Consider the following 12,727-nt stretch of genomic DNA (forward strand, 5'->3'; position numbering starts at 1 on the left):
TTACTCTGGGCTGTCTTGCTCGGAGAGCTCGTCTTCGTCAGAGTCCTTTTTACTGTAGAAACGCGCGGCAATCAATCCCCCCTCAAACAATATCAGCATAGGGACGGCCAACATGGTTTGCGAGATGATATCCGGCGGCGTTAACAGCATGCCGACGACGAAGGCGCCGACAACAATATAGGGACGTTTCGCCCTGAGATCTTCAACCGTGGTGACTCCCGCCCAACAGAGCAGGATAACGGCGATCGGGATCTCGAATGCCAGACCGAAGGCGAAGAACAGCTTGAGCACGAAGCTCAGGTAGCTACTGATATCGGTCGCCACCTGTACCCCTTCGGGCGCCACGCTGGTAAAGAAGCCGAACACCACGGGAAACACTATGTAGTAGGTGAAGGCGATACCCAGATAGAAGAGTAAGGTACTGCTCGCCAGTAGCGGCAGCATCAAACGCTTCTCATGCTTGTAGAGGCCTGGCGCGATAAACGACCAGATCTGGTACAAGACATAGGGAATGGCGATAAAAAACGCCAGGATCAGCGTGAGCTTAAAGGGGGCGAAGAAGGGCGCGGCCACATCCGTCGCAATCATACTACTGGACTCGGGTAGCGCCTGCATAAGCGGCGTCGCCATGTAGTGATAGATATCGTTTGCCCAGTAGACCAGGCAGATAAAGACCAGAAGGACACTGCCAATGGCCTTGAGCAACTTGTTGCGTAACTCAAGCAAGTGGCTGATTAACGGCTGCTGTTGCGACATGAACTACCCGTCAGATTTTTCGGTTGAATTGCTGGCCTTGGCTGTCGTGGTCGCTGCAGGTTTATCCTCGCTGCTGGCATTGTCGCTGCCAGTGGCAATATCTTCTACCTTATAGGGACGATTAACAGATTGGGCTGCTTCTTTTAATTGATCGATTGAATCCTGTAACTCGGGGGAGAGGTTTTTCAGGCCCTGATTTTCTGCCTTCTTGAGATCGGCATGTAGCTGCTCAATCTTAAGCTCTTGCTCCAACTCATCTTTTACCGAGTTAGCCATGCGTTTCATGGCACGAATCCAGCCTGTAATTGAGCGCACTGCGACCGGTAGTCTTTCGGGGCCGAGTACAACCAGCCCCAAAATACCAATCAACAGCAGCTCCATAAAGCCGATACCGTCGAACATAAGGAATTACGCCTGTTCTTTATCCTTGGACTCAGTCTTTTTTTCTTCAGTCTGAGCAGTTTTTTCTGCGCTTGTGTCTTCGATTGCCTTCTTCTCTTCTTCAGAAGACATGGCATTCTTGAAGCCCTTAACAGCACCGCCGAGGTCACCACCTAAAGAGCGCAATTTCTTAGTTCCGAAAAGCAAAACAACAATTAAAGCAATGATAAGAAGTTGCCAAATACTGATGCCACCCATGTAACTTTCCTCTTGATGTAATACTGGTTCTATTATGAACCTTTGGTTATTTAGTGCTAGCTAAAATTTGCGATTCTTTGGTCTAGATCGCCATCCGAGTAACCACAAGGTTGCACCGATGCCGATACAAGCATAAGAGGCCCATAGTGTAGCGTCTTGAGAAAACAAAATACTGCCACAGATCACTAAAACTGCTGATGTGATCAAAAGGTAGTTGCTTTTATGGGCTTTTTGTTGCTGCTTTAGGTAGCGATCCAGCAGTTGATTCTGGCTATTGACGAAATTTTTGCCCATTTTCAGGTTGTCATACACCAGTTCTGGCAGCTCTGGCAGCTTATCTGTCCAGTAGGGGAACTGCTTCTTGATCTTCTTCGCCATGCCAACAGGACCCATCTGCTCGGCCATCCAGCCTTCGAGGAAAGGCTTGGCGGTCTTCCAGAGATCCAGCTGAGGGTAGAGCTGACGCCCCAGGCCCTCGATATAGAGCAGGGTCTTCTCCAGCAACACCAACTGAGGCTGTACCACCATGTCGAAGCGGCGCGCGGTACGAAACAGCTCCAGCAACACATGGCCGAAGGAGATCTCATCCAGCGGCTTGTTAAACATGGGCTCGCACACCACCTTTATCGCCTGCTCGAAGGCCACTAAGTCGGTATCGGCAGCCACCCAGCCCGACTCGATATAGAGCTGGGCGATGCGGGTATAGTCGCGGTTGAAGAAGGCGAGGAAGTTCTCCGCCAGGTAGCGCTTATCCTGCTCCGACAGGGTGCCCATGATGCCGCAGTCCAGCCCTATGTAGAAGGGATCTTCCGGATGCTCTGTACTGACAAAGATGTTGCCCGGATGCATGTCGGCATGGAAAAAGTTGTCGCGAAACACCTGGGTAAAGAACAGCTCGACGCCGCGCTCTGCGAGCAGCTTCAGATTAGTGCCCTGGGCCTCCAGCGCCGCCCTATCTGACACGGGCACGCCATAGATGCGCTCCATGACGATGAGGCGGGTAAAGCAAAACTCTTCATACATCTTAGGGATGTAGAGGGCGCCCGAGTCGATAAAGTTGTTTCTCAGCTTGATGGCGTTGAGTGCCTCGAGCTTGAGGTTAAGCTCACCCTCTATGGTGGTGCGATAGTCTTCCACCACCTCGGCGGGGCGCAGGCGGTTGCCATGGCCTAACAGGGTCTCTAACACCTGGGCACTCTGGCTCATCAGCAGCAGGTCGGCATGGACCTTCTCTTCCACATTGGGTCTGAGCACCTTGAGCACCACCTCTTCGCCATTAGACTTGAGGGTGGCGGTGTGTACCTGAGAGATCGATGCCGAGGCCAATGGTGTGTCGTCGAAATTGTCGAAGTAGGTCTCTATGGGGGCGCCGAGCTCGGCCTCTATCTGGGCGCGGGCGATGGCGGAGTCGAAGGGCGGCACCCTGTCTTGCAGCATGGCCAGCTCTTCGGCCCATTCATCGCTCAGCAGATCGCGGCGGGTCGATAACATCTGACCAAACTTGATGTAAACGGGGCCCAGCTCCTGCATCGCCAGCTTGAGGCGTTCGCCGCCTACCTTGTCTTTATGTTGATTGGTGAGCCAGAAGAAGCTCCAGCGTAGCAGCCTGAAATACCAGGGTTTGAGCTTAGCGGGGATCAGATCGTCCAGACCATATTGAAGTACCGTCTTTACGACCTGGTATGCGCGCCGCATGCTTTTGATTGTCATCTGTTGCCGTTTGCCTTGTTTATGAGTCGCTCAATCCGTTGGCTTAAGGCGTCGGTATCGGCCTCAAGTTGCTCGATTCTATCACTAAAATGAACAAGTTCTAGCTTATGTGGGCTCAGGCGATACTCTTCCGAGGTCAGTTGTCCCATGTGATCCCAGCTCTTGCTAATTACCTGACTCAGCTGTTGTTTCAGCTGCTTTGCGCCCTGGGTCAGCAGATGGGTCGGTGCGTCGCCAATGTAGCGTGACAATGGCTCGGCAAAATCAAACTCCACCTGCTGCATGAAGTGGCTAAAGCTTTGCAGCAGGTTGAGATCCCCCTCCAGGGTGAGCTTGTCTTGTTTGATCAGCTCGGTGAGGTTGGCGCCTTCGGTCAGCCGGTAAAGGGTGGTCAGGTCGGCATTCACCTTAGTGGTTACCTCGCCATCATAATGGCTGAATACCTGAATCTCTTTGGCAAAGAGTAGATAGATGGGCCAGCCCAGTTGGCTGAGTTCGAGGCAGAGTACCCGCCCCTGCAGGTTGTGGAGCTTGGCGTAGGCGCCGGGAGACTGCTGAGTCACTTTTTTGAGTGCGGTTTCGAGGGCCGCACAGATCAGCAATGCAATTTCACGTTTCATGCGTTACCTAAGACCTGTGAATCGTTGGCTGCTGGGCTCGTCATCAAATGATGACGGCGCAAATTTGTCGCTATTCTACACTAAACTGGCGGTAAAAGGGCTAAGGATAAAGCTAATTTATTCAGTAGGATTTGGGATGTGTGGGCAAGGCAGAGCTAGCAAATAAAAAGGCCCCTAATGTGCGGGGCCTCTTGCGGTATCAGTATAGGTATAAGCACCTGTATTAGAACTTGTAACCCTTGTGTAGGGCGACGATACCGTCGGTCATGTTGGTGTATTCCACCTGCTCGAAGCCGGCATCGACCATCATCTGTTTCAGAGTCTCCTGGTCCGGATGCATACGGATAGATTCGGCCAGATACTCATAGCTGCCGGCGTCCTGGGTGATGATATCGCCCATCTTAGGCAGCACCTTGAAGCTGTAGATGTCGTAAATTTTACGCATCAGATCATGCTGTGGCTTAGAAAACTCCAGGATCAGCAGCTTGCCGCCCGGCTTAAGCACACGCAGCATAGAGCGGATGGCCGCATCTTTGTCGGTCACGTTACGTAGGCCGAAGGCGATGGTGATGATGTCGAAGTGGTTGTCAGGGAAAGGCAGCGCCTCGGCGTTTGCCTGCACATAGTTGACGTTACCCACCACACCACGATTGCGCAGCTTCTCGCGGCCTACCTTCAACATAGAGTCGTTGATATCGGCTAGGGTCACCTGGCCTGTGTTGCCCACGATATGAGAAAACTTAGCGGTAAGATCGCCCGTACCACCGGCGAGATCCAGTACCTTCATGCCCGGACGTGCACCCGCACTCTCAATGGTAAAACGCTTCCAGAGACGGTGAATACCAAAGGACATAACATCGTTCATGATGTCGTACTTGGCGGCGACCGAGTGAAATACGTCGGCAACCAGATCTGCCTTCTTCTCTGCTTCGACCGTCTTATATCCAAAGTGGGTACTGTTTGAGCTGCCCTCTGACATTACTGGCTTCCTATTTATTGCTGCTGTTAACCGCGAGTGTAAGTGATTGACACAATTTGCTGAATCATTGGTCTATCACTCTGTGATCGATGTAAATAATCCGCGCACAATTAATCGAAAAATGCGTGATAGCGCAGAGTTTAAAAATGTGGAGCGCATTACAGCATAATATTAGCAATATGCCAAATGCGCCGAATGACTTATCCCAGGGGGTGTTGTGCCTGTCGTCCCTGAATATAGGCGTAGATAAGCTCGCTGATACTCTGGCCCGTTTCCCGTCGTCCCGCCTCGACACCGGCCACGTGACAGCTGGGGGCCGCCTCGGCCAGATGCAGGTAGGCGGCCGGGGTCTTGCTGGCCACCTGATTGACATAATAGAGGGCATCGAGCAGGGGGATGCCAGCGGCCGTCGAGGCGCTACTGGGCATGTTAGTGATGGCGTCGAGATCCAGCTCCAGCGCCACCGGCAGATCGCTACCGTTAAGATCATCGACTATCGTCTTCAGCGCCTGCTCCAGGCTGATTTCTCGCCTCACCCAGATGGCCTGCAGCGTGTGCCACTTGCCGCCGAAGGCACTCAGCTGCTCCAGGGTTTGCTGACTGTTTTTCAGCTCGTGCAGCCCCAGCACATGATAGTGGCCCAGGGCACCACTGGCAGCAGCATAGCTGAAGCCATTGCCGCTGTGACGGCCCTCTCTGGGGCGAAAGTCTGAATGGGGATCTAAGTTGACCGCCGCAACGGGGCGACCGGTTACCTTCTTGGTGGCCATCAAGAGGCCATAGGCGTTGTTATGCCCGCCGCCGATCACTATCGGCTCTAGGCCTGCCGTCATGATCTGGCTGACGATGTCGATCACTCTGTCATCGAGTCGTTCGACCTTGTCTCTCAGCGCCTCAGGGCTGGCATCGATTGATAGTTGCAGATCTTGGGTGGCTATCTGGCCCAGCACCATGCAGTGGCTGCCGTCGAGAAACTGATTCGACTGGAAGTTACAAAACTGTGCCATGGCGGCCTCGAACCCATCGACGGCGCCGCCGCGCCCCAGGTTGGCCCTGGGGCCGATATCTTCGCCTATGCCTAAGATGACGAAGCGCACCCCGTCGGCCTTGGCCTTTGCCAGGTGCTCGTTGAGCGGCGCCTTGCCCTCATAACAGTGCAGGGTCTGGCCTATCTTGGTCTCGCCTTCGCGCTTGGCGACAAAGCCTTGGCAACGTTCGGCGGTAAATGGAATCAGGTTTTGCATGCTTGTGTTTTTAGTTGTTAATGCGGAGGTGGGGTAATTTTAATGGATAAAATTTAGAAAAGTTTGATTTTTTTGTGGGCTGCACAAATTTCAGTTTTTTGTATTGCTTTTGAGCAGCTTCTAACCGAATGCTTGTTTGGGAAGTGTTTGCAGGTCGTACCTTCATTGTGACTTAACGCCTGCCCGGCGGGGGATGTGCAGATACCCTTGTGAGACGCCGCAAGTACGTTCCCTGTAGGCTCTGCCGTGACATCCCTGTCACGGAAGCTCACCAGTGTATCTACACTTGTTATCTAACGCCTCTTCGATTTGACTTCATCTGGTATTCGAGGATTCTCGATTTTCAGCTTGTAATGTTTGCCTGAAAGCTTGTTGGGAAGTGTTTGAAGGTCGCACCTTCACTGTTACTTAACGCCTGCCCGGCGGGTGCTGTACATGGAAGTATCAATGCCGTGATCACATGGACGTGAAGGAACGACGTATGTGCAGACACTATTTTGGCACGCTGTGGATATATCCCTATACGCTCCACGGCGGTACTGACCTACATGGATGTAGGGAATGCCGAAAAATGTAGGGAACATTTTTGGCCTTGCCGCCGAGGGCCAAAATCGTGTTTACACTGGGTATCTAACGTCTCTTCTATTTGGTTGTGTTGGGAGCGTCTGGTGGCTTAAAAAGCAGGCTTAGTTGTGTCTCAAAATGAGTTAACAAGTTGTCGGTGGAGTAGTAACGAACGGATTTTCTGGCCTAGAAATTTTCATCTAGACCCATCGATGTCATTCATTACTCCCCATCAAAAACTAGATAAGTTTACAGTCATATTAAGAGTATAAGGATTTTGACGATTTTTATTCTATTTTCGTGCGCGTTTCCTCATTTGATTTTAAATTAATGTGTTTAAAGTCAGTGTCTTAGTTAATTGCTTGAATAGATAATAGGTTTGGAAAACTCGCATGCGCATTTTTCCAGATGGCGTATTTAGCAGAATGCTGATAATTTCATTACATACAGATAGTTAACTGTGTGCGTTTTCACTAGTCCAATGAGTTAAACGCGCATGTGCACTAATAAAATGTAAGTTTCTGAGTCGGAGTATCAGTGAAGAAAGAAGACGGAATCTCAAAGTACAAGCTGAATAAAATTGCTACGGAATCCTTGAAAAATACTATACGTCTTCATTTTGACTCTGTGTTGCTCTATGAAAACGGCTCTTACCCAAGTGCTCTTCAGCTTTCAGTCTTGGCTTTGGAGGAATTCTCCAAGGCCAACTGGGTGGACCACTATATATGGTCATCAGAAACGAATGAAGGTTATCCTGATACAGAGTTTGAGCAAGAGTGGCTAAAGCTTCTGTACTTGCATCCAAAAAAGCAGTGGAACTTTGTGGCAAGAGAAACAGATGATTATTCCCCAAAATTTATTTCTCTGATCCAAAGCCGAAAGCTTGAAGAGAAAAAGCAAAATGCAATCTATGTTGGCTTGTCTCGATCGAGAGGCAAGATTGATACGGATAGTCGGGTTTCAACCCCGTGGAAAATCAAACAAAAAGATGCAAAGCAGTTTATTTCAATTATCAACGATGAGCTGCTCAGAATATGCGCAAGAATCGAAGAGGATGAGTTCTACTTCGAGGGTGGCAAGGACATGGATGAAGTGTTCGATTATGAGATCTATAAAAAGCTTTTGAAGTGGCCCCACAAGAGTGGAATTAAGAATAACGGTTGGAGAAAGAAGAATCGCCAACGAAACTAACAAGGCCAATCATAAGGGATAGTGCAAGCTGTCATAAAATTTGAAACAAATTTTCCGCCAGCTGACACTACCCATGTTGGTGGGGTTATTGATCAAATACTCTAACGCGTTTCTGTCCAAAAACAACTTAGCTTTTGCCTCTTGTTGAATGTCCAGTAAGGTCAAATCGAAGAGGTGGATAACTCGGTGTAGGTACGGCTGAGGCCTTCGATTTCAGGGATGAAATCGTAGAGCGCCCAGGGAAGGGTTTACAGCGTGCCTCAGGAGTACCTGCACATAAGCTTGCCGCAGGCAATTAATACACCATAAAGCTATGGTTTAAAGCTCTCTCTTAAACATCAAGCTAGTTTGAGGCGAAAAGTAGAAAACACCTAACTCATCTAGCCTAAACAGCCAAGCCTAAATCACTCAGCCTAAAGTACGCGGCCGATTTCGGCGTCAGCTTGATCTATGTCTAACGGCATTGGCGACAGGCTAACGTCTAGGTATTTGTCAATAATGTAAATATCGGTAGACTATGCGCACCATTACTCGAAGCTAATTTAGATAATTCACTTCGAGTGTCATACCCTGCACCTTATACTTTTGCTACTTATCAAGCGCTATAAAGGGTGTTTTATCTCAACGATTACAATTAAGGAAATCCTGTTCTGATGTTTAGGAAAAACATTCGTCTCCGCTTACATGTTCTCTCATTAAGCACACTATTACTGATCGGCGGACTCTCACAGGTAAAAGCCGATGAAATAGACGATTTTCTGCTGGAGAAAATGCGCACAGCCAATATTCCCGGATTACAGCTGGCAATCGTCAAAGACAATAAGCTGATAAAAAAAGCCAGTTATGGTCTGTCAAACTTGCAAGATCAAGTCACGGTAAAAAACCATACCCCTTTTCCCATTTATTCGATGACGAAAGCCTTTACCGGCGTTGCTATTATGCAACTTGCCGCAGAGAACAAGTTATCGGTCAACGATCCGCTTTCAAAGCACTTAGATGATTTGCCTAAAGCGTGGCAACCACTGACTATCCGCCAGGTGCTGAGCCATACCTCTGGTCTACCCAAGATATTAAATGGTCATTGGGTTGATTTAATTGCCAATGGCCAACCCGAACCGGCGTGGCAGGAAGTACTTAGCTTACCCATGCGTTCTGAAACCAATACCCGTTTCGAATACAACCAAACAGGTTACATCTTGTTGGGTAAAATTATTGATAAATTATCGGGCCAGCCGTTTGCCAGCTATATCCAGCAAAATCAGTTGGCTAAACTAGATATGCCTATCACCTTGGCGGCAGGTTTTGCCCATACTGAATCCATAGTGCCCAATCAGGCTCGTCCCTATTTTACTGGCAATCAGGGAAAGTTTCAGACGGTACAAATTACTTACGACCCCTTCTTTAGAACCGCGGCGGGTATGAGTGCAACCGCAACAGAGCTTGCTAATTACGCGATAGCGCTGCAACAACAAAAACTGCTCGATAAGGAGCACCTTAAAGAGTTGTGGACACCTACTCGTTTAAACAATGGTAAAACCGCAGGCTTTAGTAATTTAGAAAATGGCTATGCCCTTGGCTGGCAAACGATTGGGCGAGAACAGCATCCGGCAGTGAGTGCCAGTGGTGGCGATGCGACGTCAATGGTGATTTATCCTGAAGATAACTTAACCGTCATTGTATTAACCAATAAGTTGGGTAGCTTACCGATATTCTTCATCGATGAAATTGCTGGCTTTTATTACCCTGAGATGAAAGCTGACAACGGTTGGGGATTGTCAAAAGACTTATTCACACTTTTCCAAGGAATGAAAACACAGGGCTTTAATCAAGCCATTGCTTTAGCAGATAAAATGAAAGCAAGTGCACAATTTGATGTGCAAGAAGTTAACCTTTTGGGCTATCGCTATGTGGCTAAAAATGACCTAGCAAAGGCATTAGAGGTATTTAAGCTCAATGTTCATCTGTTTCCCGACAATGCCAATGCCTATGACAGCCTAGCCGAAACCTATGCCGCGTTTGGCAATAAGCCAGAAGCGATAGCTAATTACGAAAAAGTACTCGAGTTTTTGCCGAACAATCAACATGCCCTTAAGCAGCTAGCCCGGTTGAAACAATAACTAGCAAAAGTGATTGCAGAGGCAAGGGGGGCTATCGATAGGCCACAAAAAAGGACGACTCTCGGTCGTCCTTTTACGATTAGATGGCTAAGCCAAAATTATCATGCCATTTCGGGCATCAGCTTAATCGATATCTAGAGGCTCGGGTGACAGGATGATGCCTGTGTTGTCGGCGTAGATATGGTCGGCTGGCAGGAAGGTCACGCCGCCGAAGTTAACCGGGATCTCCAGTTCGCCCACGCCGTGGCCGTCTGCACCGACGGGAATGGAGGCCAGCGCCTGAATACCTATGTCCAGATCTTCCAGTGCGTCGACGTCGCGCACCGAACCATAAACGATAATGCCTTCCCAGTTATTTGCCACGGCGATCTCGGCGATGTTGGCGTCGACCAATGCTCGACGCAGGGATCCGCCGCCGTCGACCAGCAATACTTTGCCTTCGCCATCTTGTTGCAGTACTTCAGCGATTAATCCATTGTCTTCGAAGCATTTAATGGTGCTAATTGAACCGCCGAAAGAGCTACAACCACCGTAATTACTGAACATGGGTTCAACAACATCGACCACATCAATGTAAGTGTCACAAAGTTCTGAGGTGTTGTATTCCATAAGTCATACTCCTGTAGAGAGGCATTTTACTGGGATAAATCAGCAATATATTGTTACCAGCCAGTATATAAGGGATTCTTAAAAAGAAAAGCGTTATAACTCACGCTATTGGTGATAATAGCGCCGTTTGGCTAAGTTGTTGTAATCTTTCTTTCATTGCTTTCTTATTGTGCAAAAAACATGACCAAGGTCATTAAATAACGTATTTTAATTACAAGCTGGGGCTAAATTTGTTAGCATGTAGGTAGTCAACGATTAACTTAACTTTAACTTGCTTTAGGGGCACGGATCCCCCAGTTAGCTTATGGACGGCAGAGGGCCTTAAGAAGGTGCCTTATGGAAGCTTCAAACACAATTGAACTAATCGGCTATTCCGCCTCGGTGATGGTGGCTATCTCTTTGATGATGAAAGATATAGTTTGGCTAAGATGTCTTAACTTTACCGGCTGTACACTGTTTGTGATCTACGGGATCTATATCTCGGCCTGGCCTGTGGCCGGCATGAACGCCTTTGTCGCCTGTATCAATATCTATCACTTAGTGAAGTTATTCCGCGCTAAGTCTCAGGTGGGCAATACCGCCGAGGCATAAGGGTTATCCCTGTCATAAATATTTAGGCTAGATGTCACCTAGGCGTCATAGCGAGTTTTTAGGCTCCTGCTCATACCTTAATGATCCGGAGCCTTTTATGTTTCAGACCTTAGCTAAGCTAGATCGCCAGGTCTTTGCCGCGATCAACGCCTGTGGCGTGGCTTACCGTCTAAACCCTAAGGCCAGGCTTATCTCGGCCACGGGCGACGGGCCTTATTATCTCTATCTGTGTGTGCTCTTGCTGCTGCTCGATGAGCGGGGGGAGACACTGTTCAACCTGGCGCTTGCCGCTTTCATCATTGAGCTGCCCCTCTACCTGGCGCTCAAGAACAGTATTCGGCGTACGCGTCCCTGTCATCAGCCTCTGCCCGGCGGCGATAGCCTGATGCTGACCTTTGAGCCATCGGATAAGTTCAGCTTGCCTTCGGGCCACACGGCGGCGGCCTTTGTGATGGCCAGCGCCATCGCCTGCTGTTATCCCGCTTTTGCCTGGCTGGTCTTCGGCTGGGCGACGATCATAGGTGTTTCGCGTATCATCTTGGGCGTGCATTACCCGCTGGATATTCTGGCGGGGGCCCTTCTGGGCGTGACGAGTTGCTACCTGGCTTTACCTCTCGTCGGGCAATAAATCACTAGCAGGAGTCAGCACAAACATGCGTATTCTTTACGGCGTGCAAGGCACAGGGAATGGCCATCTCAGTCGTGCCAGAGTCATGGCGACGGCCCTTAAAAATCAGCAGGTCGATGTCGATTTCTTCTTTTCCGGTCGTGACAGTCAAGGTTATTTCGACATGCAGTGTTTCGGCGAGTATCGCACCCAGGCCGGGTTAACCTTTGCGACTCAAAATGGCTGTGTCAGCATCGCCAAGACGGCGCTGCAGAACTCCCTGAGCGCCCTGGTCAAAGATGTGCGCGGCCTAGATCTCAGCGGCTATGACCTAGTACTTAACGACTTCGAACCTGTCTCTGCCTGGGCGGCGCGGCTTCAGGGGGTGCCCTCTATAGGGGTGAGCCATCAGGCGGCGCTGCAATATGATGTGCCTAAGGTGGGTAACGGCTGGTTTAATCAGATGCTGCTCAACTATTTTGCGCCGGTCGATCGAGCGCTGGGCTGCCACTGGCATCATTTTGGCTTCCCGCTGCTGCCGCCCTTCGTGGAGGTGAGCGAGCTGGTGAGCTATAACTCCCACGACATTCTGGTCTATCTGCCGTTCGAGTCGCCCGAGGATATCAACGCGTTACTCAGGGACTTTGACGAGTATCGTTTTCATGTGTTTCATGGCTCGGCTGCGCCCCTGGGCTGCGCCGAGCATGTTATCTGGTCTGGCTTTAATCGTGACGGCTTCAAGGCCAAGCTGGCCCAGTGTGGTGGGGTGATCGCCAGCGCCGGGTTCGAGCTGGCCAGTGAGGCGCTGACTCTGGGTAAGAAGCTGTTGGTCAAGCCGCTGCACGGGCAGTTTGAGCAGCTCTCTAACGTGGCGGCGCTTGAGCTGCTGGGGGCGGCCGAGAGCATGAAGTGGCTCGATCCTGCAGTGGTGAAGCGCTGGCTGCGGGCGCCTAAGCCCGAGCCTATCGCCTATCCCCAGGTGGGAGATGCTCTGGTTTCTTGGCTCAAGCAGGGCAATTGGCATCAGGGCGAGACATTGTGCCAGGAGCTGTGGCAGCAGGTGGAACTGCCGGAATCATGGCGCAAGAAAAGTCCCTAAT

General features: G+C 50.0%; 13 protein-coding genes. 5 read left to right on the forward strand and 8 right to left on the reverse strand.

What is annotated here, in order from left to right; all coding sequences use genetic code 11:
• From tatC to DB48_RS08535, 7 genes are all read right to left on the reverse strand, one after another.
• Entirely contained in the window at positions 1-756 is a 756-nt protein-coding gene (gene tatC, locus DB48_RS08505) for a twin-arginine translocase subunit TatC (RefSeq protein WP_041509869.1), read from the reverse strand.
• Between the two features lie 3 nt (positions 757-759).
• Positions 760-1,158: a Sec-independent protein translocase protein TatB gene (gene tatB, locus DB48_RS08510; protein WP_041509870.1), complete on the reverse strand. Its 399-nt coding sequence runs from the start codon at positions 1,156-1,158 to the stop codon at positions 760-762.
• 6 nt (positions 1,159-1,164) lie between these two features.
• Entirely contained in the window at positions 1,165-1,395 is a 231-nt protein-coding gene (tatA, locus tag DB48_RS08515; RefSeq protein WP_041509871.1) for a Sec-independent protein translocase subunit TatA, read from the reverse strand.
• A gap of 60 nt (positions 1,396-1,455) precedes the next feature.
• Complete coding sequence (gene ubiB / locus DB48_RS08520) at positions 1,456-3,105, reverse strand: ubiquinone biosynthesis regulatory protein kinase UbiB (RefSeq protein WP_041509872.1); 1,650 nt, start codon at positions 3,103-3,105, stop codon at positions 1,456-1,458.
• Entirely contained in the window at positions 3,102-3,725 is a 624-nt protein-coding gene (locus DB48_RS08525; RefSeq protein WP_041509873.1) for a ubiquinone biosynthesis accessory factor UbiJ, read from the reverse strand. Before DB48_RS08525 ends, ubiB begins: the two co-directional genes overlap by 4 nt.
• Before the next feature lie 223 nt (positions 3,726-3,948).
• Positions 3,949-4,704: a bifunctional demethylmenaquinone methyltransferase/2-methoxy-6-polyprenyl-1,4-benzoquinol methylase UbiE gene (gene ubiE / locus DB48_RS08530; RefSeq protein ID WP_041509874.1), complete on the reverse strand. Its 756-nt coding sequence runs from the start codon at positions 4,702-4,704 to the stop codon at positions 3,949-3,951.
• A 200-nt stretch (positions 4,705-4,904) separates the two neighbouring features.
• A complete protein-coding gene (locus tag DB48_RS08535) occupies positions 4,905-5,948 on the reverse strand; it encodes a formimidoylglutamase (RefSeq protein WP_041509875.1) in 1,044 nt (347 codons plus the stop codon).
• 1,101 nt (positions 5,949-7,049) lie between these two features.
• Here DB48_RS08535 and DB48_RS08540 point away from each other — a divergent pair.
• Positions 7,050-7,703 (forward strand): AbiV family abortive infection protein, encoded by a 654-nt coding sequence (locus tag DB48_RS08540; RefSeq protein ID WP_041509876.1) that lies wholly within the window; start codon positions 7,050-7,052, stop codon positions 7,701-7,703.
• Between the two features lie 653 nt (positions 7,704-8,356).
• Entirely contained in the window at positions 8,357-9,820 is a 1,464-nt protein-coding gene (locus DB48_RS08545; protein ID WP_041509877.1) for a serine hydrolase domain-containing protein, read from the forward strand.
• A gap of 123 nt (positions 9,821-9,943) precedes the next feature.
• Here the strand turns inward: DB48_RS08545 and rraA are convergent, their stop codons facing one another.
• Complete coding sequence (gene rraA / locus DB48_RS08550; protein WP_011867166.1) at positions 9,944-10,429, reverse strand: ribonuclease E activity regulator RraA; 486 nt, start codon at positions 10,427-10,429, stop codon at positions 9,944-9,946.
• Between the two features lie 336 nt (positions 10,430-10,765).
• On the opposite strand from rraA, the gene DB48_RS08555 reads away from it, so the two are divergent.
• From DB48_RS08555 to DB48_RS08565, 3 genes are all read left to right on the forward strand, one after another.
• Positions 10,766-11,020 carry a YgjV family protein gene (locus tag DB48_RS08555; RefSeq protein ID WP_033539479.1) on the forward strand — a complete coding sequence of 85 codons (255 nt, stop codon included), beginning with the start codon at positions 10,766-10,768 and terminating at the stop codon, positions 11,018-11,020.
• Between the two features lie 97 nt (positions 11,021-11,117).
• The gene (locus DB48_RS08560) at positions 11,118-11,648 is read left to right on the forward strand and encodes a phosphatase PAP2 family protein (protein WP_041509878.1); all 531 of its coding nucleotides are present in this window, start codon (positions 11,118-11,120) and stop codon (positions 11,646-11,648) included.
• A gap of 25 nt (positions 11,649-11,673) precedes the next feature.
• Positions 11,674-12,726, forward strand: a complete 1,053-nt coding sequence (locus DB48_RS08565; RefSeq protein ID WP_041509879.1) for an MJ1255/VC2487 family glycosyltransferase — start codon at positions 11,674-11,676, stop codon at positions 12,724-12,726.
• The last annotated feature ends 1 nt before the right edge of the window (position 12,727 follow it).

The sequence above is a fragment of the Shewanella sp. cp20 genome, assembly GCF_000832025.1.
Lineage (GTDB): Bacteria > Pseudomonadota > Gammaproteobacteria > Enterobacterales > Shewanellaceae > Shewanella.

Bases quoted from the DNA above. Each gene is read 5' to 3' on its own strand.
- tatC (WP_041509869.1), bottom strand. From the start codon at position 756: ATGTCGCAACAGCAGCCGTTAATCAGCCACTTGCTTGAGTTACGCAAC.
- DB48_RS08535 (WP_041509875.1), bottom strand. From the start codon at position 5,948: ATGCAAAACCTGATTCCATTTACCGCCGAACGTTGCCAAGGCTTTGTC.
- DB48_RS08525 (WP_041509873.1), bottom strand. From the start codon at position 3,725: ATGAAACGTGAAATTGCATTGCTGATCTGTGCGGCCCTCGAAACCGCA.
- DB48_RS08545 (WP_041509877.1), top strand. From the start codon at position 8,357: ATGTTTAGGAAAAACATTCGTCTCCGCTTACATGTTCTCTCATTAAGC.
- ubiB (WP_041509872.1), bottom strand. From the start codon at position 3,105: ATGACAATCAAAAGCATGCGGCGCGCATACCAGGTCGTAAAGACGGTA.
- DB48_RS08555 (WP_033539479.1), top strand. From the start codon at position 10,766: ATGGAAGCTTCAAACACAATTGAACTAATCGGCTATTCCGCCTCGGTG.
- DB48_RS08565 (WP_041509879.1), top strand. From the start codon at position 11,674: ATGCGTATTCTTTACGGCGTGCAAGGCACAGGGAATGGCCATCTCAGT.
- tatA (WP_041509871.1), bottom strand. From the start codon at position 1,395: ATGGGTGGCATCAGTATTTGGCAACTTCTTATCATTGCTTTAATTGTT.
- tatB (WP_041509870.1), bottom strand. From the start codon at position 1,158: ATGTTCGACGGTATCGGCTTTATGGAGCTGCTGTTGATTGGTATTTTG.
- ubiE (WP_041509874.1), bottom strand. From the start codon at position 4,704: ATGTCAGAGGGCAGCTCAAACAGTACCCACTTTGGATATAAGACGGTC.
- DB48_RS08560 (WP_041509878.1), top strand. From the start codon at position 11,118: ATGTTTCAGACCTTAGCTAAGCTAGATCGCCAGGTCTTTGCCGCGATC.
- rraA (WP_011867166.1), bottom strand. From the start codon at position 10,429: ATGGAATACAACACCTCAGAACTTTGTGACACTTACATTGATGTGGTC.